Here is an 18,805-nt window from a genome sequence, read left to right as displayed (position 1 = left end):
ACAAGGTATGCAACTTTGCTGCACACCCTATCTGATTAAATTTATAAATTTCTTTCGTATTGCTCTACCATTTTTTTAACCGTTTCTCCACCAACTGAGCCACATTGTCTTGATGTTAAGTCACCATTATAGTCTGTAAAGCTTACTCCTAACTGATTTGCAGTTTCCATTTTGAATTTATTTAGTCCTGCTTTTGCTTCTGGTACTAAACTTCTGTATGGCATATTATGTAACCTCCTTTAAACATTTTGTTTGTTGTACTAATATAATGTACACATTTAATAAATTTTATAACCTTGTTTTAATGGTATTAATGGCAAAAAGAGAATATAAAAACCATTCTACCTCTAAATGCTATTTCCTAGAAAAATCAGTGACTTTAATATTTATTTTATATGCTCTTTAATATGCTGTTAATATCATCGCTAACTTTTTTCCTATTCGCATATACCCATTGTTCATCAAAATTTAATTTACATACTTTTGAAAATGAATAATAAAGATTTATTTTTTGGTAGTAAAGTTCTAATTCATAAAGGTCTTCTAAATGACACTGTGGTTTTGAGATAATCTCTTTTTTAGCTAGGAACATGAAGATAAATACCAAGTCAAAAATGCGATTTATATTGACTTAGTATTTATCTTCATGTGACTTAATATTATATTTTATCACAATACTAATTTTTCATACCTTTTTTAGGCACAACCCAATAAAACACCCAACTTAATTATTTTAAGGTGGATGTTTTATTGGGTTGTTTTTTAAGATTCCTTATAATGTTTGTAAAATAATTCTCTTTATTTCATTGAATTTTTCTGATGTAACTATATCTGCAGTTCTATTTTTAGGTAAATCAACAATTATTTCTTTTTTTATAGTTGCTGGTTTATCTGATAATACATATATTCTATCAGATAAAAATATTGCTTCTTCAATATCATGAGTTATAAATATTATGGTAGCTTTTAGTTCTTTAATCACGTCTATTAGCCAATAGTGCATCTTTGATCTAGTAATTGCATCAAGTGCACCAAAAGGCTCATCTAGCAGCATAATATCCGCGGATGACATATATGTTCTAAGCAATGCGGCTCTTTGCCTCATACCTCCGGAAAGCTGAAATGGATATTTATATTCAAAGCCCTGGAGTCCAAAAGTTTTAAAATGAGTAAGCACCTCGGCCCTTGCCTCTTTTTTAGATTTCCCTTTTATTATAAGAGAAAGTGTAGTATTGTCCACAATATTTTTCCAAGGTAATAGCAAGTCCTTTTGATGCATATAACTTACCTTTTCAATATTACCATGGCATTCTCGTCCGTCAATTATAATTTCACCTGAATCTTGAAGTAAAAGACCTGATATAATATTGAAAATAGTACTTTTACCACTGCCACTTGGTCCGAGTAAACTTATAAATTCATTTTCACTGGCATAAAAGGAAACATCATTTATTATATCCATACTTCCAAAGGTTTTTTTGATATTTGATACCCTTAATTTTTCATTACTAGTTTGGTAAGTACTCATTAGTAAATGCCTCACTTGCCTTCATATCTTTTTGTATAAGCTTTCTGTCTAAAAGAAATTTGGTGTAATTATTCCAAACTGATTCTTTCATTTCACCCCATCTTTTAGCTTCAGCTTTATACTGTCCCTTTAAATATTTTTGACTCTCTATAGCAAGAGCTTTATCTGTCTCTGGTGCATTTTTCAATAAAATTTTAGCACTTTCCTCAGGTTTTTCCATACAATATTCATATCCTTTTGTAACAGCTTTTAAAAATTTCTTTGCTATTTCTGGATTTTCTTTTAATTTATTTTCATTAGCTATAATTACTGGAGTATAATAGTCTAAATCATTATTTAATTTTCCAATATCAATATAGTCAATAGGAATATTTTTAAGCTTAGCTTCTATTCCTGTCCATCCATAAAATATCCATTCAAAATCAATATTTTTCTTAGTTACAGCAAAGAAATCCTCTGCTCCTGCATCCACTGTCTTTAATTTTGAAAAATCCGCATTATCTTTTTTCATAAGGGCTTTTAATATTGCAGTTTCGGAAGGAGATCCCCATCCACCATAGGTTTTACCTTCAAAATCCTTGGGCGACTTAATGTTTTTACCTACAGGTGCTGCAAATCCTGAAGTGTTGTGTTGAATTATTGTAGCTATAGCCTTTATTGGAAGTGGATCTTTAGCACTTCTAGCATAAGTTACATCTTCTTGATAGCTTATACCAAAATCTCCTTTACCTGCTGCAATTAAAGTTGAAGTACTTCCCTGTGCAGGCTGGATGATCTCAACATCAAGTCCTTGTTCTTTGAAATATCCATTGTCTTTTGCTACATATAATCCAGTATGATTAGTATTTGGTACCCAATCTAAAATGACTGTAACCTTTTTTAAGGTTTCTTCCTTAGTTACACTTTCTTTTTTTGTACCACAACCTACAAATAAAACTGCAGTCATTGAAGCTATTAATAATAATGAAATAGATTTCTTTAGCATCTTATTACCTCCAAGTAGAATAAAATATTATATAAGTTTAGTTTTTCTTATCTGCTTTATTTCTACTCCAAGGAGTAAAAAAATATTGTAATAAATACAAGAGCCCAAATAGTCCCATGCTTAATAATACAATAATTATAATTACTGCAAAAACTTTATCAAGGGCATATGAATTTTTAGCTCTAATCATATATACCCCAAGACCCTTATCTCCTCCTAGCCATTCTCCAATAACTGCCCCCATAATGCTATAGGTCGCGGCTATTCTAAGGCCTGAAAAAAAATTCACAGTAGAGGCTGGTAGCTTTACCATTGTAAAAATTTTAAACTTACTGGCTCCCATGGTCTTTAAAAGGTTTACCATATCCGTGTCCACTGATTCTAAACCATCCATCAAACTAATAACTATAGGAAAAAAACATACTAGTACTACCACAATAATCTTAGGCAATGTTCCAAAACCAAACCATATTACAAAAAGTGGTGCTAAGGCAATAATAGGAATGGTTTGAGATACTACTAAAATTGGATATACGCATTTTTTGATAAGCTTTACATTGTCCATTAATATAGCTAAAATTAATGCGAGCAAAATTGATATTGTGAATCCAATCAAGGCTTCACATAAAGTTGCATAAATATGTTTAGTAATACTAGGCAATATATTAACTAAGGTAATAATAATGTCTTTTGGTGAAGGCAATATGTATTGTGGAACCTTCCACTTATCTATAGCTATCTGCCATATAAAAAGAATTACTAATTGAAAAAATATAGGAATGAGCTTATTTTCTATATTTATATGTTTTTTCATTCATAGTCACGCCTTCAGCTTTATAATCTATTTTTACTATAGAAACAACTCTAGCCGCTCCTTGCTCTACACAAATTTCTTGAGCCATTTTTACTATATCCAAAAGCTTATCTAGTTCACCCTCCATAGTAGTTTCCATTGGTCCTACCTCATATTTTACTCCGCTAGCTTGAATATACTCTATAACCTTGTCTACCACAGGGTAGATTCTTTCCTCTGCCACCACTGGTATAACTTGAAGACTTACATTTACAACTGACATTTAAATTCCTCCTTAGTCATCACCTAGGGTGATGAATTATTAAAATAAAATAAACCCTTAGCTCTTAATTGAACGAAGGGTTTTTTAATCCTATAACTTTACACCGTTATAAAGTCTTATTTAAAACTAAGTGCAAATCATATTTTCCCTCCGCCGGCATTACCCAATTCAGGTTATAAGGGTCGAAACATAAATGTTTCCTCTCAGACAAAATATTGACTCCCCTAATTTTTAATGTTTAGTTACTTTACAAATTCATATTACCTTAAGTTTCTTTTAATGTCAAAGAATTTTAAGATATTATTGATTTTTCTTAACAGCTCATATTGTTTTCAAAATTTTTGATATGTTCTTTAAGTTCGTCTATTTGTTTTTGCAAATCCTTATTGCTACCCTTAGTATCATTTTTCCCATTATCTCCACCTTGGTCATCTTGCTGCGCTTGGAGATTTTGAGCTTGAGCTGCAATTATTAAAATGATCTGTGCTACACCTACTAAAAAATTTCCTACTACATTTTGTTGATTAACATTAAGCTTTTCAGCAATTAAAATCCCTACTACTGTTGCTAATGTAGCTAATTCACAAGGTGTGTATTCTTCTATATTTTTCATTGATTGCCTCTTTTATAAAATCATTATAATATATGATATTCTTTTCATAAACAAGGGTGTAAATATAATTTATTTTCGATAATATAGGTCATGGAAATCTACTTGTTCATATATTACTCATAAAGGGGTGTTATATATGGACATTTATAATAAGAGAAAATTTGCAGATGTAGTGTTTGAAGGTGGTGGGGTTAAAGGCATTGGTCTTGTAGGTGCCTTAAAAACATTTGAGGATAACGGGTATGCGTGGAAGAATATTTCAGGAAACTCTGCTGGTTCTATTGTTGCTGCACTAGTTGCAGCGGGTTACTGCGCTGAAGAAATAAAAAAATTAATGATACAAATTGACTACAAGAGAATTGCTGATAAAAGTCATTTTAATATTCCTATATTATCTAATACTTGCAATCTACTATTTAAAAAAGGCATTTTTAAAGGTGATTATTTGAAAAACTGGATTGATGAAGCTCTTTTAAATAAACTTCAGCTTAAAAAGGGAAAAAAAGTAACCTTTGGAGACTTGATTATCCCAGAAGAAAAAGGGATTCTTTTAAATAATAAGAAGTATAAAAGAAAATACAAGCTTCATATTATAGCAACGGATATTAGTCGTGGGAAGATGCTAATATTGCCAGAAGACATTGCTGAATACGGTATAAATCCTGATGATCTGGAAGTAAGTTTGGCAATTAGAATGAGTATATCTATTCCCTATTTTTTTCACCCTGTAAATTTAAATGATGCAAATTCTAATAAAAAGTCTTTCATTGTTGATGGCGGGGTTCTAAGTAATTACCCAGTTTGGATTTTTGATGTAAATGGCATCCCCAGGTGGCCAACCATTGGTTTTAAGCTAGGAGGAAACAAAGAAATCCGAGAACATAAAATCACAAATATTTTGAATTTCACTAGTTCAATTATTGAGACTATGTTAGAAGCACAGGATGATATTCATATAAGAGAAATGGATTACTTGCGAACTGTAAAAATCAATACTCTTGATATTAAAACCACAGACTTTAATATTTCTAATAAAAAAATTATGGATTTATATAATTCTGGTGAAGTTTGTGCCTATGATTTCCTTAAAAATTGGAAAGTTAATTATAAAAAGCATTCACTCCTTAGAAGTAATTCTTCTAAATAATTATTATTAAAACACAAAATAATTATTCATATATTCAATATTTTATTTACCCAATAATAATAAGAACTTAAAAGCACCTTTAGCTTACAAATAAATTAAAGGTGCTTTCTTGTGTTAGTTTTTTTAACTAAACTTAGTCACAATTCAAAATTTATGATATTATGGTTATAAAGAAAAAACGAGGTGATTTAAATGAAAAAGATATTATTAACAGGTGCTAATGGTTTCTTTGCATCAAGGTTCTATACATATTATAAAAATAAATACGATATACTTCCATTAACCCATAGTGACTTAGATATAACAGATGGAAGCAAGTGTTTAGAAATAATTCAAATTTTTAAACCTGACTATGTAATACATACTGCCGCCATTGCTGACACAGGTTTGTGTGAAACAAATCCAGAACTATCATATGAAATAAATGTTAAAGGTTCAATTAACATTGCTAAAGCTTGTAGTTTAACAAAATCTAAATTAGTATATTTAAGTTCTGAACAAATTTTCAATGGCAATTTAGAATCAGGCCCCTATAATGAAAATCACATTCCAATGCCTAATACAGTTTACGGAAAACATAAACTCCAAGCTGAAGATGAATTAAAAGGAATTATTGATGAACTATGGATTTTAAGATTTAGTTGGCTATTTGGATTTCCAGAAAAAAATTGCAGGGTAAGTTCTAATATTCTATGGAATGTGGTATCTTCTGTTTTAAAAGATAAGAAAATAAAATTACCCGTAAATGAATTTAGAGGGATGACTTATGTTTATGATTTAATAGAAAATTTCCATAAAATTTTAGATTTCCCCTATGGAATTTATCACACAGGAAGTGAGAATGATTTAAGCACTTATGATATAGCATTGCTCATACTAAAAGAAATTGGATTAGGTCATAAAGCAGATAATTATTTAGAAAAAGATACTGATAGATATAATGACCATCCAAGGGACCTTCGAATAAGTAATGATAAATTAAAAAAATATGGTATTGATTTGCCCGAAACTGTAGATGGCATTAAAAATTGTCTTAGAGATTTTAACTACTAAAAAACTAGTTATAACTATCTATTTGTTATTCTAATTTGCTCCTCTTTCTTTTAGCATTTTATTTTTGCAAATTTATTGCACATTCAACTGAAAGTGGTTGCGTTATTTATGTTATTAATCTATATTTTTAAACATATTGTACTACACTTGAAAATTTGATGTAATGACCTATCAAAAATATTGATAATCTAGATATAAAAATTAATTGTAAGATAAATGTGGAATTTATAATGGGGGTAAATATGAATAATCAAAAACAATTTTTAATTTTAGTTGTGGAGGATAGTTCTTTAAATTTACAAATTATTAGTGATATTTTAAATGGCAAAGGATACAAAGTTGCAATTGCTAGAAATGGATATGAAGCATTAAATTTCTTATTAGAAAATACCCCAGATATTATTTTATTAGATATTATAATGCCTGGTTTAAATGGAATAGAATTATGCTATGAAATAAAAAAAAGTATAAAAACAAAAAATATACCAATTATATTCATTAGTGCTCTTACAGATATATCTAGTAAGGTAAATGGGTTTAAGGCAGGTGGAGTAGACTTTATTACAAAACCTTTTCAAAAGGAAGAAGTATTAGCCAGAGTTCAAATTCACCTTGCATTAAAAGAATCTATGGAAATCATCAAGGAGCAAAAAAAACAATTAGAGGAGTCAATTATATCTAAAAATCATTTTTTTTCCATTATTGCACATGATTTAAAATCACCCTTTAATGGATTAATTGGAATAACTGATTTTTTTTCCAAATCCATTGAAGAATTTGATAAAGAAGAATTAGCCCTGCTTGCATTAGATATGAATAAGACAGCAATAAATTTATATAGATTATGTGAAAACTTACTGGATTGGGCTAGTTTACAAAGAGGTACTATGGCCTTTACCCCTGTACAATTTGAACTACAAGGTTTAGTTAAAGATTGTGTTGAGGTACTAAAATGCAATTTTACACAAAAGAAAATCATTGTGAAAATAAACGTAGCAAAACAAAATGTAAATTGTGATTATGATATGATACATACTATAATGAGAAACTTAATTTCCAATGCAATAAAATTTACAAATATAGGCGGATGTATAACAATTTCATCTAATTATTTAGATTCAGGATTTATAGAAGTTTCAGTTGCAGATACTGGAGTAGGAATGGACCCCAGTATTCTTTCCAAATTGTTCCGAATTGACATAAAGCACGGTACAGTTGGAACTGAGGGAGAAACAGGTACAAGTTTAGGGTTAATTTTATGTAAAGAGTTAGTAGAAAAAAATAGTGGGAAAATATGGGCCATAAGCACCATGGGACAAGGGAGTTGCTTTAAATTCACAATACCTAGCGAAAATATTTTTATATAAGAATAGAAAAAAATATATCTAATCTGGAATTGAGATTTTAAATTTAAATTGTAGGAAGGAGATAACTGGCGTTATCTCCTTCCTACGATATAGAGTTTCTAATTCATTTTGCATAGTGATATCCTTATCTAAAATTTTAGGTCTATTTTTGTTAGAATCTTCACTACTAACGCCTCCAACAGTTTTTCTCTATACTATAAGGCCTAAGTTTCTCATAACAACAATAAATTTATCTGTTTCAATTGGTTTTGATGCGTAGGCTTCACAGCCTGAATCATAAGCATTTAATACGGTTTCTTTATCATTTAGTGCTGTGGTCATAATTATCTTTACTTTTTTGTCTTCTTCAACGCATTTTTGTTTTTCAATATCTCTAATGGATTTAAGTGCCCTCATTCCATCAAGTCTTGGCATCATAATGTCAAGACATATTAAGTCATATATATTTTCATCTTTTATTGAATTTAAGTAGGCATCAATGGCTTCTATGCCATCTACAACAACCTCACATTCTCCATATTTAGAAAGAAATTTTTTCATAAATAATCTACTTGTAAAGTCATCCTCTGCTATTAATATTCTCATTTATAACACCTCTTTATCAAAATTTATTAAAAGCTTTTACTATTGTTTCTTCAATAAATGGTTTTATTACAAAGCCTAATGCACCTGCAATCACAGAATCTCTCACAATTGTTTCTTGTCCCATTGCAGAAATCATCATAACCTTTGCACTCTTATCAAAAGCCTTTATCTGTTTTAATTCCTCAAGTCCATCCATGACTGGCATTGTAATATCAAGAGTTACAATATCTGGTTTAAGAAGTTTATATTTTTCAATAGCTATTTCTCCATTTTCAGCCTCTCCAACTATTTCAAATCCGTTTCTTTCAAGCATAGTTTTCAATGCCAATCTCATAAATATCGCATCGTCTGTAATCAAAACTCTTTTCACTAAACCCATCTCCTCTAAAACTTTATTACACTATTTTACACAATTTTACACTATAACATATTATACTACATACTTAAACATATATCTATTGAATTTTTAAAATATTCAGTTTATTAATTGAGCCATATTAAATTAACAATAACATAAAATTTAGTGGCAATCCAAATTTTATGTTATTGTAGCTGTTTTACTTTCCAAAACCTCAGCAAAAAAAACACGCAACAGGTGTGTGGGAACCTGTTGCGTGTTTTTATTTAAAAAGCTTATATTACAACCTTAGAGCGTTTATTTCATCTCTTTTTTTATGCCTCGACTTAAAGTATTCTCATAATCTATAAATTCATATACATCTTGAGCAAATAAATCGCTAAAGCTCTTCAGTTCCTCTAATGTTAAACTTTCTATAGCCTTATGTTGCTTTTCACAATGTAACACAATAGCTCCTATAACTCCATGAGCATCTCTAAATGCTAATCCCTTATTTACAAGATAATCTGCAGCTTCCGTAGCATTTAAAAAACCTGTTTTAACTGCGTTATACATATTATCCTTTTTAATTTTAAGACTACTTAGCATTCCATTCATAATCTTTATTGATTTTAAAACTGTGAAAGCTCCATCAAAGAAAGGCTCCTTATCTTCTTGCATATCCTTATTGTAAGCCAGTGGAATTCCTTTCATAGTGGTAAGTAAGCTCATTAAATCTCCATATACTCTCCCGGTTTTCCCTCTTATAAGTTCTGCTGCATCTGGATTTCTTTTTTGTGGCATTATACTGCTACCAGTAGAGTATTCGTCACTAATTTCAATAAAATTAAATTCCTTACTACTCCATAAAATAAGCTCCTCACTTAATCTACTAAGATGCATCATTATTATAGAAAAACATGATAAAAGTTCTAATAGATAATCTCTATCACTTACCCCATCCATAAAATTATCTACTGGTTTTTTAAACCCTAGTTCTCTCGTTGTAAAATCTCTATCTGTATCATAGGTGGTGCCTGCTAGTGCGCAGCATCCAAGAGGATTTTCATCCATAATGTCAATAGCGCTTATAAGTCTTTTCACATCCCTAGATAGCATATTATAGTATGCCATAATATGCTGTTTAAAGGTTACAGGTTGTGCTCTTTGCAGATGTGTATAACCAGGCATTATAACAGCATTATCATTTCCTAATTTTTTAATAGTACATAAAATAACACCTAGATTTTCAATAACTTCCTTTGCTTTATGTTTTGAATATAATCTCATATCCACAGCAACCTGATCATTTCGACTTCTTGCTGTATGAAGCTTTTTCCCAACATCACCTACAAGCTTTGTAAGTTGTATTTCCATAAAACTGTGAATATCTTCATAATCACCTTCAATTTTTAATTTACCATCTTGAATATCTGATAGAATAGAATTTAAACCATTAACAATAGTATCGCACTCTTTATTAGTTAAAATGCTACATTTTGCAAGCATTTTAACATGAGCTATACTGCCCATAATATCTTCATAATACAATCTTTTATCAAAGCTTAGAGAACTATTAAAGTCCTCCATAAGACTGCTTTCTTTTTCAATAAATCTTCCACCCCAAAGTTTCATATATATCACCCGCTAAGCCTTCTATAGATTTTGTAATTTTGCTTAAATATTATTTAAATGTTTGTATGCCTTAATTTTACTTGGCAATGAAAATAAGTTTATAAATCCTTCTGCATCCTTATGATCATATAGTACACTTGAACCAAAAGAAGATATACTTGCATCGTATAGTGCATTAGGCGATTCTTTACTTGCTACCATAATATTTCCTTTATACAATTTTAATTTAACAGAGCCTGTTACGGTTTCTTGAGTCTTATCTACAAAGGCATCAAGGGCTTCTCTCATAGTGCTAAACCAAAGGCCATCATAAACTAATTCTCCATATTTCTGTGATATTTGATATTTAAAGTGCAATGTATCTTTATCTATAGTTATTTCCTCAAGTTCTTTATGAGCTGCATAAAGAACAGTACCACCTGGTGTTTCATATATTCCTCTTGACTTCATTCCTACAAGTCTATTTTCTACTAAATCTACAATACCTATTCCATTTTCTCCACCGATTTTGTTTAATATTGAAACGATATCTATTGGCTCTAATTCAATTCCATCTATTTTTGTCGCAATTCCCTTTTCAAAATATATATCTACATACGTAGCTTCATCTTTAGCTTTTTCTGGAGGTGTAACCATAAGATACATATCTCTTTTATGGTCATTTTTAAAATCTTCAATATCTCCACCTTCATGACTTGCATGCCATAAGTTTTGGTCCACTGAATATATTTTTTCTTTGGTTACTGCTATTTCTATACCGCGAGCATTGGCGTAATCTATAGCATCTTCTCTTGATTTTATATCCCAGATTCTCCAAGGAGCAATAATCTTTATTGTAGGATCTATGGCTGCTATGCCTACCTCAAATCTAACTTGATCGTTTCCCTTACCAGTACATCCGTGGCATATATACTTTGCCCCTTCTTTATGAGCAATTTCTACAAGTTTTTTAGCTATTAATGGTCTTGCAAAAGCTGTACCTAACAAATATTTTCCTTCATATGTAGCATTTGCCTTAACCCCTTTAAATACGTAATCTTTTATAAATTCAGCTGTTACGTTTTCGATATATATTTTCTTAGCCCCTGAGCTTAAAGCCTTTTTCTCAATTGCCTTCATATCGTCCTCTTGGCCAACATTAATGCAAGCTGCTATAACATCCATATCATAATTTTCCTTAAGCCAAGCTATTATTATTGAGGTATCCAGACCTCCTGAATATGCTAAAACCACTTTATCTTTAATTATTTTTTCCATTTTTATATCCCCTTTCGATTTTGCTTTTATATTTTAATATCTTAGGTTTAATCTAAAGTATTTTATTTAAAAACTCTTTAGTTCGTTGCTCTTTAGGAGCAGTAAAAAATTCTTCTGGAGTTCCCTCTTCTACTATTTTTCCTCCATCCATGAAAATGACTCTATCTGCCACTTCCTTTGCAAACCCCATTTCATGGGTTACAACCACCATTGTCATGCCTTCTTTTGCAAGATCCTTCATTACTCCTAAAACCTCTCCAACCAGCTCTGGGTCTAAGGATGAAGTAGGTTCATCAAAGAGCATTATGTCAGGTCTCATAGCTAGGGCTCTTGCTATAGCTACTCTTTGCTTTTGTCCTCCTGATAATTTTGATGGATAATTCTCTAATTTTTCACTAAGACCCACTTTTTCAATAATTCCCGCGGCTCTTTTTAATACTTCTTCGCGGGCTTCTCGCTTAACAGTAATTGGAGCCTCAATTACATTTTGGAGTACAGTCATATGATGAAACAAATTAAAGTTTTGGAATACCATTCCTACTTTTTCAATAGTATTTCTCATATGTTTTTTATTTTTTACATCCAGTTTTTCTCCTTCAATAAAAACCTCTCCCCCATCAGGATTTTCAAGGTGATTTAAACATCTTAAAAACGTGCTTTTTCCCGAACCAGAAGGTCCTATTATAACTAGTACTTCTCCTTTTTTAACCTGTACATTTAAATCTTCAAATACTGTTAAGCTTCCGAATTTTTTAGTTAAATTCTTAGTTTCTATCATATACACTCCATATCACCTCTATTAATATACTGACAGTCTTTTTTCATAGTATGAAAATGCTGTAGTAAAAATTGTTGTCATTAAAAGATATAAACATCCTGCTATAAAGAAAGCTTCTAGCGGCCTAAAGCTTGATGCGTATAAAAGCTGCGCCGACCTCATAACTTCCACCATAGTTATAGTAGCTACTAAAGATGTATCCTTAAGCATTGTTATAAACTCATTACCTACTGATGGAATTATTATTTTAAAGGTTTGAGGTAATACTACTCTTTTCATAGTATCAAAGTAAGTGAACCCCAAGGACTTGCAAGCTTCAAACTGCCCTTTATCTACTGAAAGTATTCCACCTCTTATTATTTCTGCCATGTAAGCTCCTGAATTTAAACTAAGTCCTATTATTGCTGCTTGAAAGGCTGTAAACTTAATACCTACAAAAGGTAATCCAAAATAGAAAAACCATAATTGAAGCAGCATAGGTGTTCCTCTAAAGAGCCAGGTATAAAATCCTGCTACCGTACCCATTAGCTTATTTTTAGAAAGCTTTAATATGGCTGTAACCATGCCTATTAAACTTCCAACTACTACTGATATAAGAGTGAGTTCTAGTGTTATTAAACTTCCTTTTAATAACACAGGAAACATATCCTTTAAAATATTTATATCCATTATTGTCCTCCTAATTATTTCTTATATGCATCAAATCCAAACCACTTTTGTGAAAGCTTAGAGAGCGTTCCATCTGATTTAAGTTCATTAAGGGCCTTTTGCACAGCTGCTTTTAATTCCTTATCTTCCTTCTTAAATCCAATTCCTATAGGTTCTTCGCTAATTCTGTCCTGTAAAACCACAAATTCACCTGGTTTCTTTGATACATAATATCCTCCAACTTGAGCATCCATAACTACTGCATCTACTCTTTTAGATGATAACTCTTGAAAGGCTTCTGTAATTTTGTCATACTTTTTAATTTCTTTTAATCCCTTTATTCCGGTGGCTGCAGCATCTCCTGTAGACCCTAGCTGACACGCTACTATTTTACCCTTTAAGTCTTTCAAACTTTTTATTGATGTATTCCCTTGTTTTATAGCAATAACCGGGCCGCCCATTAAATAACTGTCTGAGAAATCTATACTTTCTTTTCTCTTATCCGTAATACTGAGAGCTGCAAGTATAATATTAAATCTCGATGAGTTAAGAGCTAAAAGTATTCCATTAAAATCTGTAGTCGTGTACTCTATTTTCACTCCTAATTTTTTTCCTATTTCATTTGCCAAATCTACATCAAACCCTACTAAGGTGTTTTTAGAATCTCTAAATTCCATTGGAGGATATGAATCATCTGTTCCTATAGTTAGTGTGCCCGCTTTTTGAACTGCTTGTAGAGAATTTAATTTTTCCTGTTTTTGGCCGCATCCTACAAGTAATGAACCTGCCATAGTAACCATTAATACAATTGACATAATTTTTTTCATTTGTACCACTCCTCCATTTATACAATTCATTTGTGGATATTTATACATTTTTATGTATAATGCATATTCTTATCTCATCTCTGTATTTTAGTCGATTTACAACCAATACCATTGATTTGTCTGCCTTGTTTTTATTTATTATATACCGATTTTTATAATAATGCAATACTTTTTCTTTATATTTATTCATTTTATATAATAATTATGCACAGCGATTAATAGAAACTTGCCAAACTAGCTGATTTTACTGAGTTTTAGTTATGATAGATCGCCATTATTAATGTTGTTTTTAATCACTTAAGAACTTTTGAAAAATAGATGTGTTAACAGGATATTTCCGTTTACTTATAGAAAACCAAGATAAAAATTTGATTACAATCCAAATACTTTTATAAAATTTATTTATATAAATATCTAAATATGCATATTAAAAAACACGTCACAGCTTAAATTATCTGTGACGTGTTTTATTTATAATTGCTTTTTTCACTAATCTACAATATTAAACACTTCTAGATTTGCGCTCACAATCTTTTTCTTCATAAGTTCTACTATAGCTTTCGCAGTATCTAATGAAGTAACAACTAAAACGTTATTCTCAATAGCCGTCCTTCTAATTCTAAAGCCGTCTGTTTTGGAATCATTTCCTTTAGTAGGGGTATTTATTACTAAATCAACCTGTCTACTCTTTATTACATCAATTATATTAGGCTTTCCTTCTGTGATTTTTTTAACCTCTAAGGCTTCAATACCATTATCTTTTAATAGCTTAGCAGTGCCCTTGGTTGCTATAAATTTATAATTTAATTCGCTAAAACCTTTAGCTATATATATAAACTCTTTATAATCCTGCGGGTTTATTGTGGCCAAGATAACCCCACTTTCTTTTTTAAATTTCATTCCAGAAGCTACAAATCCTTTATACAAAGCCTCTTCAAAATTTCTTCCTATTCCTAGCACCTCTCCTGTGGATCTCATTTCCGGTCCTACGCACACCTCAACCTCTGGAAGTTTCTGAGTTGAGAATACCGGAACCTTAACGGACACTAATTTTGGCTCTTTGTAAACTCCGGTACCGTACCCTAAATCCACTAGTTTTTCTCCTAGCATAACTCTTGTTGCCAATTCTACTATGGGCACTTTGCTAACCTTACTAATATATGGAACTGTACGACTAGCTCTTGGATTAACTTCTATTATATATAATTCATTTTTAAATTCTATAAACTGAATATTGATCATACCCATTACTTTAAGGCCTATTGCTATTTTCCTGGTATATTCTAATATTTTTTCTTTTATAGTCTCGGATATGTTTTGGCTTGGATATATTGTTATACTATCCCCGGAGTGAACTCCCGCCCTCTCCAAATGTTCCATAATACCCGGTATTAATATTTCTTCTCCATCACAAATAGCATCAACTTCTATTTCTCTACCTAATAAATATCTATCTATTAAAACTGGATTTTTCTTATCCTTATCAAAGGCATTCACTAAATAATGCTCCAGTTCCTCTTCTCCATAAGTTATTTCCATTCCCTGCCCACCCAATACATAGGATGGTCTAACCAAAACCGGATAACCTATTATTTTAGCCTCTTTTAATCCTTCTTCTAAATTCCAAACAGCTTTTCCCTTCGGTCTATTTATATCTAATTTTTCTAGTAATGCATCGAATTTTTCTCTATCTTCCGCTGCATCTATTTGTTCAGGCTTAGTTCCATATATAGGTATATTTTTCCCCTTTAAGAATTCAGCAAGATTAATAGCGGTTTGACCCCCAAATTGAAGAATAACTCCATCTGGTTTTTCTTTTTCTACAATATTCAATACTTCTTCTTCTGTTAATGGTTCAAAATATAATTTATCTGAAATATTAAAGTCTGTACTTACAGTTTCTGGATTATTATTTACTATTATAGTCTCGATTCCTAGCTTTCTAAGAGCAATTACACTATGAACAGATGCGTAATCAAACTCAATACCTTGTCCTATTCTTATAGGACCTGAACCTATTACCATAACTTTCCTTTTGTCACTTACCTCAACCTCATCATATTCATCATAAGTTGAATAGTAATACGGGGACAAAGCTTCAAATTCCCCTCCGCAGGTATCTACCATCTTATAAACAGGCTTAATGTTCCATATATTTCTCAGTTCATAGATCACGTTTGGTTTAACCCCTAATAAATCTGAAATTCCCTTATCTGAAAATCCCTTTTTCTTTAATAATTGTAACCAATCTTTATTCATATCTCCTAGGTCGGTTTTTTTTATCTTTTCCTCTTCATCTACTATCCACTTAATTTTATTTACAAAGAATTTATCCATACCTGTAATTTCCGAAACCTTATCCACCATATAATCGCGTCTAAGCATTTCAGCTAAATGAAATATCCTCTCATCATCAGGGGCCATTACATTATCCTTCAATTCTTGCAAACTTTTTTGTGCTAAGGAGTCATCTTGCAATGAATATTTTCCGATTTCCAAAGAGCGAATTCCTTTTAATAAAGCTGCTTCAAAATTACTTCCAATTGCCATTATCTCCCCTGTAGCCATCATCTTTGTGCCTAAAACTCTATTTGCCTCTTGAAATTTGTCAAAAGGCCACTTAGGAATTTTAACTACCACATAGTCTAGAGAAGGTTCAAAACAAGCATAGGTTTTTTGTGTAACTGCATTTTCTATCTCATCTAGTGCATATCCTAGAGCTATTTTCGCCGCTACCTTTGCAATGGGATATCCCGTAGCCTTAGAGGCTAGAGCAGAGGATCTACTTACTCTTGGATTAATTTCTATAACTGCATACTCAAAGCTTTTGGGATGTAGCGCAAGTTGAACATTACATCCACCTTCTATTCCTACATTGTTTATAATGTCTATGGATGCACTTCTAAGCATTTGGTATTCTTTATCAGAAAGAGTTTGACTTGGTGCTACAACAATACTATCTCCGGTATGTATCCCTACAGGATCTATATTCTCCATATTACATACGCAGATACAATTACCGAGGTTATCTCTCATCACTTCATATTCTATCTCTTTCCAGCCTTTAATACTCTTTTCTAGAAGCACCTGCCTTATAGAACTTAATTGTAATCCAAGTTCTAATATTTCAATCAGTTCTTCCTCACTTTCGGCAATTCCACCACCACTTCCGCCTAACGTATAAGCCGGTCTTACAATTACAGGATAGCCTATTTCGTTAGCAAAGCGCACTCCATCTTCTATTTCTGTAACAATTTCACTTTCTACAACTGGCTGATTAATTTCCTGCATAAGATTTCTAAATATTTCTCTATCCTCACCTTTTTTTATGGCTTCAATAGATGTGCCGATTACTCTCACATTATATTTATCTAAAATATCATTATCAGATAGTTCTACAGCTAAATTCAAGGCTGTTTGCCCACCCATACCACAAAGCATGCTATCCGGTCTTTCCTTTTCAATAATCTTCTCTAAAAACTCTATAGTTAGCGGTTCTATATAAACAATGTCCGCAACCTCTTTATCTGTCATTATCGTTGCCGGATTACTATTTACAAGCACAACTTCTATGCCTTCCTCTTTTAATGCTTGACAAGCTTGCGTTCCAGAATAATCAAATTCAGCAGCTTGCCCTATTATTATGGGCCCCGACCCAACTACTAATACTTTTTTTATGCTTTTATCTAATGGCATATAAATCCTCCTCTATATTATCTTTTGTTTAATTCTATTTGTATATCCCAAATTTCATCTACTTTGTATTTTGCTCTTATACTTGCAATTCTCAATACTAACTTAGATTATCGAAAGGAATTTATCGAAAATTGCATCTATATCCTTAGGTCCAGGGCAAGCTTCCGGATGGAACTGCACAGAGGATATTGGCATATTCTTATGTTTCATGCCTTCTATAGTTCCATCATTTACGCTTACATGCGTAACTTCCATTTCTTCTGGGAGTACGCTTACATAATATCCGTGGTTTTGTGATGTAATATACACCTTATTTTCTTGCATATCTTTAACAGGATGATTACATCCTCTATGACCAAATTTAAGTTTTTCGGTTTTACCACCAAGAGCTAAAGCTAAAAGTTGATGTCCTAGGCAAATTCCAACTATAGGTTTTTTACCTATAATTTCTTTTAGCACCTTAATTACTCCCTTTAAATCTTCTGGGTCTCCAGGGCCATTTGATAAAAATATCAAATCTGGATTAACCTTTAATATTTCTTTCGCAGATGTATCCGCAGGAAATACTGTTAATTTGCAATTTCTTTGCATAAAGGATCTCAGAATATTTTCTTTTATTCCAAAGTCCACAACAGCCACATGGGTCCCTGTGCCGTAAATAACATAAGATTCTTTTGTAGTAACCTTCATTACAGCATCAGTATTATTAAATGCCACAAGCTTTTGATTTATTTCACTTTGCGATAATTCCTTCGTAGTAATAATACCTTTCATAGTTCCCTTATTTCTAAGTATTTTTGTTAATGCTCTTGTATCAATACCTTCTAGGCCCATTATTTTATTTTGCTTAAAATATCCTTCTAAATCCATTTCACATCTAAAGTTATTAGGGTTATCACATTTTTCTCTAACAATAAAGCCTTTGACCTTGGGTGACTTGGACTCTACATCTTCTAAATTAATTCCGTAATTTCCAATGAGCGGATATGTCATAGTTACTATCTGTCCATAATAGGATGGGTCCGTTAAGATTTCTTCATATCCAGTCATCCCTGTATTAAAGACTACTTCCCCCACACCTTCCTCTAAATACCCAAATATATTACCCTCAAATATTATTCCATTCTCTAAAATCAATTTACCTTTCATCTTAAATCCTCCTACATAAAAATCATTTTTTAAAACGTCAAAACGCACCAATGAATATTTATACAATTTTTATGTATAATATTTTTTCTTCTTATATGCCGTGTTTTTAATTATTTTTATTGGT

General features: G+C 31.4%; 19 protein-coding genes and 1 riboswitch. Of the genes, 3 read left to right on the top strand and 16 right to left on the bottom strand.

What is annotated here, in order from left to right; translation table 11 throughout:
- Window positions 1–41: 41 nt before the first annotated feature.
- The 7 genes from Ctaglu_RS09960 to Ctaglu_RS09930 form a co-directional block, all read right to left on the bottom strand.
- Window positions 42–224 carry an alpha/beta-type small acid-soluble spore protein gene (locus Ctaglu_RS09960; protein WP_125000777.1) on the bottom strand — a complete coding sequence of 61 codons (183 nt, stop codon included), beginning with the start codon at window positions 222–224 and terminating at the stop codon, window positions 42–44.
- Between the two features lie 167 nt (window positions 225–391).
- Entirely contained in the window at window positions 392–592 is a 201-nt protein-coding gene (locus Ctaglu_RS09955; RefSeq protein ID WP_125000774.1) for an SUV3 domain-containing protein, read from the bottom strand.
- A 180-nt stretch (window positions 593–772) separates the two neighbouring features.
- Window positions 773–1,528 (bottom strand): ABC transporter ATP-binding protein, encoded by a 756-nt coding sequence (locus Ctaglu_RS09950; RefSeq protein ID WP_125000771.1) that lies wholly within the window; start codon window positions 1,526–1,528, stop codon window positions 773–775.
- Entirely contained in the window at window positions 1,509–2,513 is a 1,005-nt protein-coding gene (locus tag Ctaglu_RS09945; protein WP_125000768.1) for an ABC transporter substrate-binding protein, read from the bottom strand. Before Ctaglu_RS09945 ends, Ctaglu_RS09950 begins: the two co-directional genes overlap by 20 nt.
- Window positions 2,514–2,550: 37 nt before the next feature.
- Window positions 2,551–3,327, bottom strand: a complete 777-nt coding sequence (locus Ctaglu_RS09940; RefSeq protein WP_125000764.1) for an ABC transporter permease — start codon at window positions 3,325–3,327, stop codon at window positions 2,551–2,553.
- Window positions 3,299–3,589: a thiamine-binding protein gene (locus Ctaglu_RS09935; RefSeq protein ID WP_125000761.1), complete on the bottom strand. Its 291-nt coding sequence runs from the start codon at window positions 3,587–3,589 to the stop codon at window positions 3,299–3,301. Before Ctaglu_RS09935 ends, Ctaglu_RS09940 begins: the two co-directional genes overlap by 29 nt.
- A gap of 127 nt (window positions 3,590–3,716) precedes the next feature.
- A riboswitch (TPP riboswitch) is annotated at window positions 3,717–3,825 on the bottom strand.
- Between the two features lie 77 nt (window positions 3,826–3,902).
- A complete protein-coding gene (locus Ctaglu_RS09930) occupies window positions 3,903–4,202 on the bottom strand; it encodes a hypothetical protein (protein WP_125000758.1) in 300 nt (99 codons plus the stop codon).
- Window positions 4,203–4,338: 136 nt separating this feature from the next.
- Between Ctaglu_RS09930 and Ctaglu_RS09925 the strand changes: the two genes are divergently transcribed.
- The 3 genes from Ctaglu_RS09925 (at window position 4,339) to Ctaglu_RS09915 (ending at window position 7,769) form a co-directional block, all read left to right on the top strand.
- Window positions 4,339–5,349 carry a patatin-like phospholipase family protein gene (locus Ctaglu_RS09925; RefSeq protein WP_125000756.1) on the top strand — a complete coding sequence of 337 codons (1,011 nt, stop codon included), beginning with the start codon at window positions 4,339–4,341 and terminating at the stop codon, window positions 5,347–5,349.
- 192 nt (window positions 5,350–5,541) lie between these two features.
- The gene (locus Ctaglu_RS09920) at window positions 5,542–6,402 is read left to right on the top strand and encodes an SDR family oxidoreductase (RefSeq protein ID WP_125000753.1); all 861 of its coding nucleotides are present in this window, start codon (window positions 5,542–5,544) and stop codon (window positions 6,400–6,402) included.
- Window positions 6,403–6,644: 242 nt separating this feature from the next.
- Window positions 6,645–7,769 carry a hybrid sensor histidine kinase/response regulator gene (locus Ctaglu_RS09915; RefSeq protein ID WP_185732649.1) on the top strand — a complete coding sequence of 375 codons (1,125 nt, stop codon included), beginning with the start codon at window positions 6,645–6,647 and terminating at the stop codon, window positions 7,767–7,769.
- A gap of 189 nt (window positions 7,770–7,958) precedes the next feature.
- Here the strand turns inward: Ctaglu_RS09915 and Ctaglu_RS09910 are convergent, their stop codons facing one another.
- The 9 genes from Ctaglu_RS09910 to Ctaglu_RS09870 form a co-directional block, all read right to left on the bottom strand.
- On the bottom strand, window positions 7,959–8,354 hold the full coding sequence (locus Ctaglu_RS09910) for a response regulator (RefSeq protein WP_125000747.1): 396 nt from the start codon (window positions 8,352–8,354) through the stop codon (window positions 7,959–7,961).
- A gap of 16 nt (window positions 8,355–8,370) precedes the next feature.
- Window positions 8,371–8,724, bottom strand: a complete 354-nt coding sequence (locus Ctaglu_RS09905) for a response regulator (RefSeq protein WP_125000744.1) — start codon at window positions 8,722–8,724, stop codon at window positions 8,371–8,373.
- A gap of 285 nt (window positions 8,725–9,009) precedes the next feature.
- Window positions 9,010–10,326, bottom strand: coding sequence for an argininosuccinate lyase (gene argH / locus Ctaglu_RS09900; protein WP_125000741.1), 1,317 nt, complete (start codon window positions 10,324–10,326; stop codon window positions 9,010–9,012).
- A 42-nt stretch (window positions 10,327–10,368) separates the two neighbouring features.
- The gene (locus Ctaglu_RS09895; RefSeq protein WP_125000974.1) at window positions 10,369–11,571 is read right to left on the bottom strand and encodes an argininosuccinate synthase; all 1,203 of its coding nucleotides are present in this window, start codon (window positions 11,569–11,571) and stop codon (window positions 10,369–10,371) included.
- 64 nt (window positions 11,572–11,635) lie between these two features.
- The gene (locus tag Ctaglu_RS09890; protein WP_125000738.1) at window positions 11,636–12,367 is read right to left on the bottom strand and encodes an amino acid ABC transporter ATP-binding protein; all 732 of its coding nucleotides are present in this window, start codon (window positions 12,365–12,367) and stop codon (window positions 11,636–11,638) included.
- Between the two features lie 15 nt (window positions 12,368–12,382).
- Complete coding sequence (locus tag Ctaglu_RS09885) at window positions 12,383–13,030, bottom strand: amino acid ABC transporter permease (RefSeq protein ID WP_125000735.1); 648 nt, start codon at window positions 13,028–13,030, stop codon at window positions 12,383–12,385.
- Between the two features lie 14 nt (window positions 13,031–13,044).
- The gene (locus Ctaglu_RS09880; protein ID WP_125000732.1) at window positions 13,045–13,836 is read right to left on the bottom strand and encodes an ABC transporter substrate-binding protein; all 792 of its coding nucleotides are present in this window, start codon (window positions 13,834–13,836) and stop codon (window positions 13,045–13,047) included.
- 489 nt (window positions 13,837–14,325) lie between these two features.
- Window positions 14,326–17,532 carry a carbamoyl-phosphate synthase large subunit gene (carB, locus tag Ctaglu_RS09875; RefSeq protein ID WP_125000729.1) on the bottom strand — a complete coding sequence of 1,069 codons (3,207 nt, stop codon included), beginning with the start codon at window positions 17,530–17,532 and terminating at the stop codon, window positions 14,326–14,328.
- A 102-nt stretch (window positions 17,533–17,634) separates the two neighbouring features.
- On the bottom strand, window positions 17,635–18,681 hold the full coding sequence (locus Ctaglu_RS09870; protein WP_125000726.1) for a carbamoyl phosphate synthase small subunit: 1,047 nt from the start codon (window positions 18,679–18,681) through the stop codon (window positions 17,635–17,637).
- Between the last annotated feature and the right edge of the window lie 124 nt (window positions 18,682–18,805).

The organism is Clostridium tagluense, assembly GCF_003865095.1.
Lineage (GTDB): Bacteria > Bacillota > Clostridia > Clostridiales > Clostridiaceae > Clostridium_AD > Clostridium_AD tagluense.
The sequence above is the reverse complement of the archived record's forward strand: the minus strand, read 5'-3'. Positions and strand labels throughout refer to the sequence as shown.

Bases quoted from the DNA above. Each gene is read 5' to 3' on its own strand.
- Ctaglu_RS09935 (WP_125000761.1), bottom strand. From the start codon at position 3,589: ATGTCAGTTGTAAATGTAAGTCTTCAAGTTATACCAGTGGTGGCAGAG.
- Ctaglu_RS09910 (WP_125000747.1), bottom strand. From the start codon at position 8,354: ATGAGAATATTAATAGCAGAGGATGACTTTACAAGTAGATTATTTATG.
- Ctaglu_RS09925 (WP_125000756.1), top strand. From the start codon at position 4,339: ATGGACATTTATAATAAGAGAAAATTTGCAGATGTAGTGTTTGAAGGT.
- Ctaglu_RS09955 (WP_125000774.1), bottom strand. From the start codon at position 592: ATGTTCCTAGCTAAAAAAGAGATTATCTCAAAACCACAGTGTCATTTA.
- Ctaglu_RS09960 (WP_125000777.1), bottom strand. From the start codon at position 224: ATGCCATACAGAAGTTTAGTACCAGAAGCAAAAGCAGGACTAAATAAA.
- Ctaglu_RS09880 (WP_125000732.1), bottom strand. From the start codon at position 13,836: ATGAAAAAAATTATGTCAATTGTATTAATGGTTACTATGGCAGGTTCA.
- Ctaglu_RS09950 (WP_125000771.1), bottom strand. From the start codon at position 1,528: ATGAGTACTTACCAAACTAGTAATGAAAAATTAAGGGTATCAAATATC.
- Ctaglu_RS09940 (WP_125000764.1), bottom strand. From the start codon at position 3,327: ATGAAAAAACATATAAATATAGAAAATAAGCTCATTCCTATATTTTTT.
- Ctaglu_RS09870 (WP_125000726.1), bottom strand. From the start codon at position 18,681: ATGAAAGGTAAATTGATTTTAGAGAATGGAATAATATTTGAGGGTAAT.
- Ctaglu_RS09885 (WP_125000735.1), bottom strand. From the start codon at position 13,030: ATGGATATAAATATTTTAAAGGATATGTTTCCTGTGTTATTAAAAGGA.
- Ctaglu_RS09915 (WP_185732649.1), top strand. From the start codon at position 6,645: ATGAATAATCAAAAACAATTTTTAATTTTAGTTGTGGAGGATAGTTCT.
- Ctaglu_RS09945 (WP_125000768.1), bottom strand. From the start codon at position 2,513: ATGCTAAAGAAATCTATTTCATTATTATTAATAGCTTCAATGACTGCA.
- argH (WP_125000741.1), bottom strand. From the start codon at position 10,326: ATGAAACTTTGGGGTGGAAGATTTATTGAAAAAGAAAGCAGTCTTATG.
- carB (WP_125000729.1), bottom strand. From the start codon at position 17,532: ATGCCATTAGATAAAAGCATAAAAAAAGTATTAGTAGTTGGGTCGGGG.
- Ctaglu_RS09930 (WP_125000758.1), bottom strand. From the start codon at position 4,202: ATGAAAAATATAGAAGAATACACACCTTGTGAATTAGCTACATTAGCA.
- Ctaglu_RS09920 (WP_125000753.1), top strand. From the start codon at position 5,542: ATGAAAAAGATATTATTAACAGGTGCTAATGGTTTCTTTGCATCAAGG.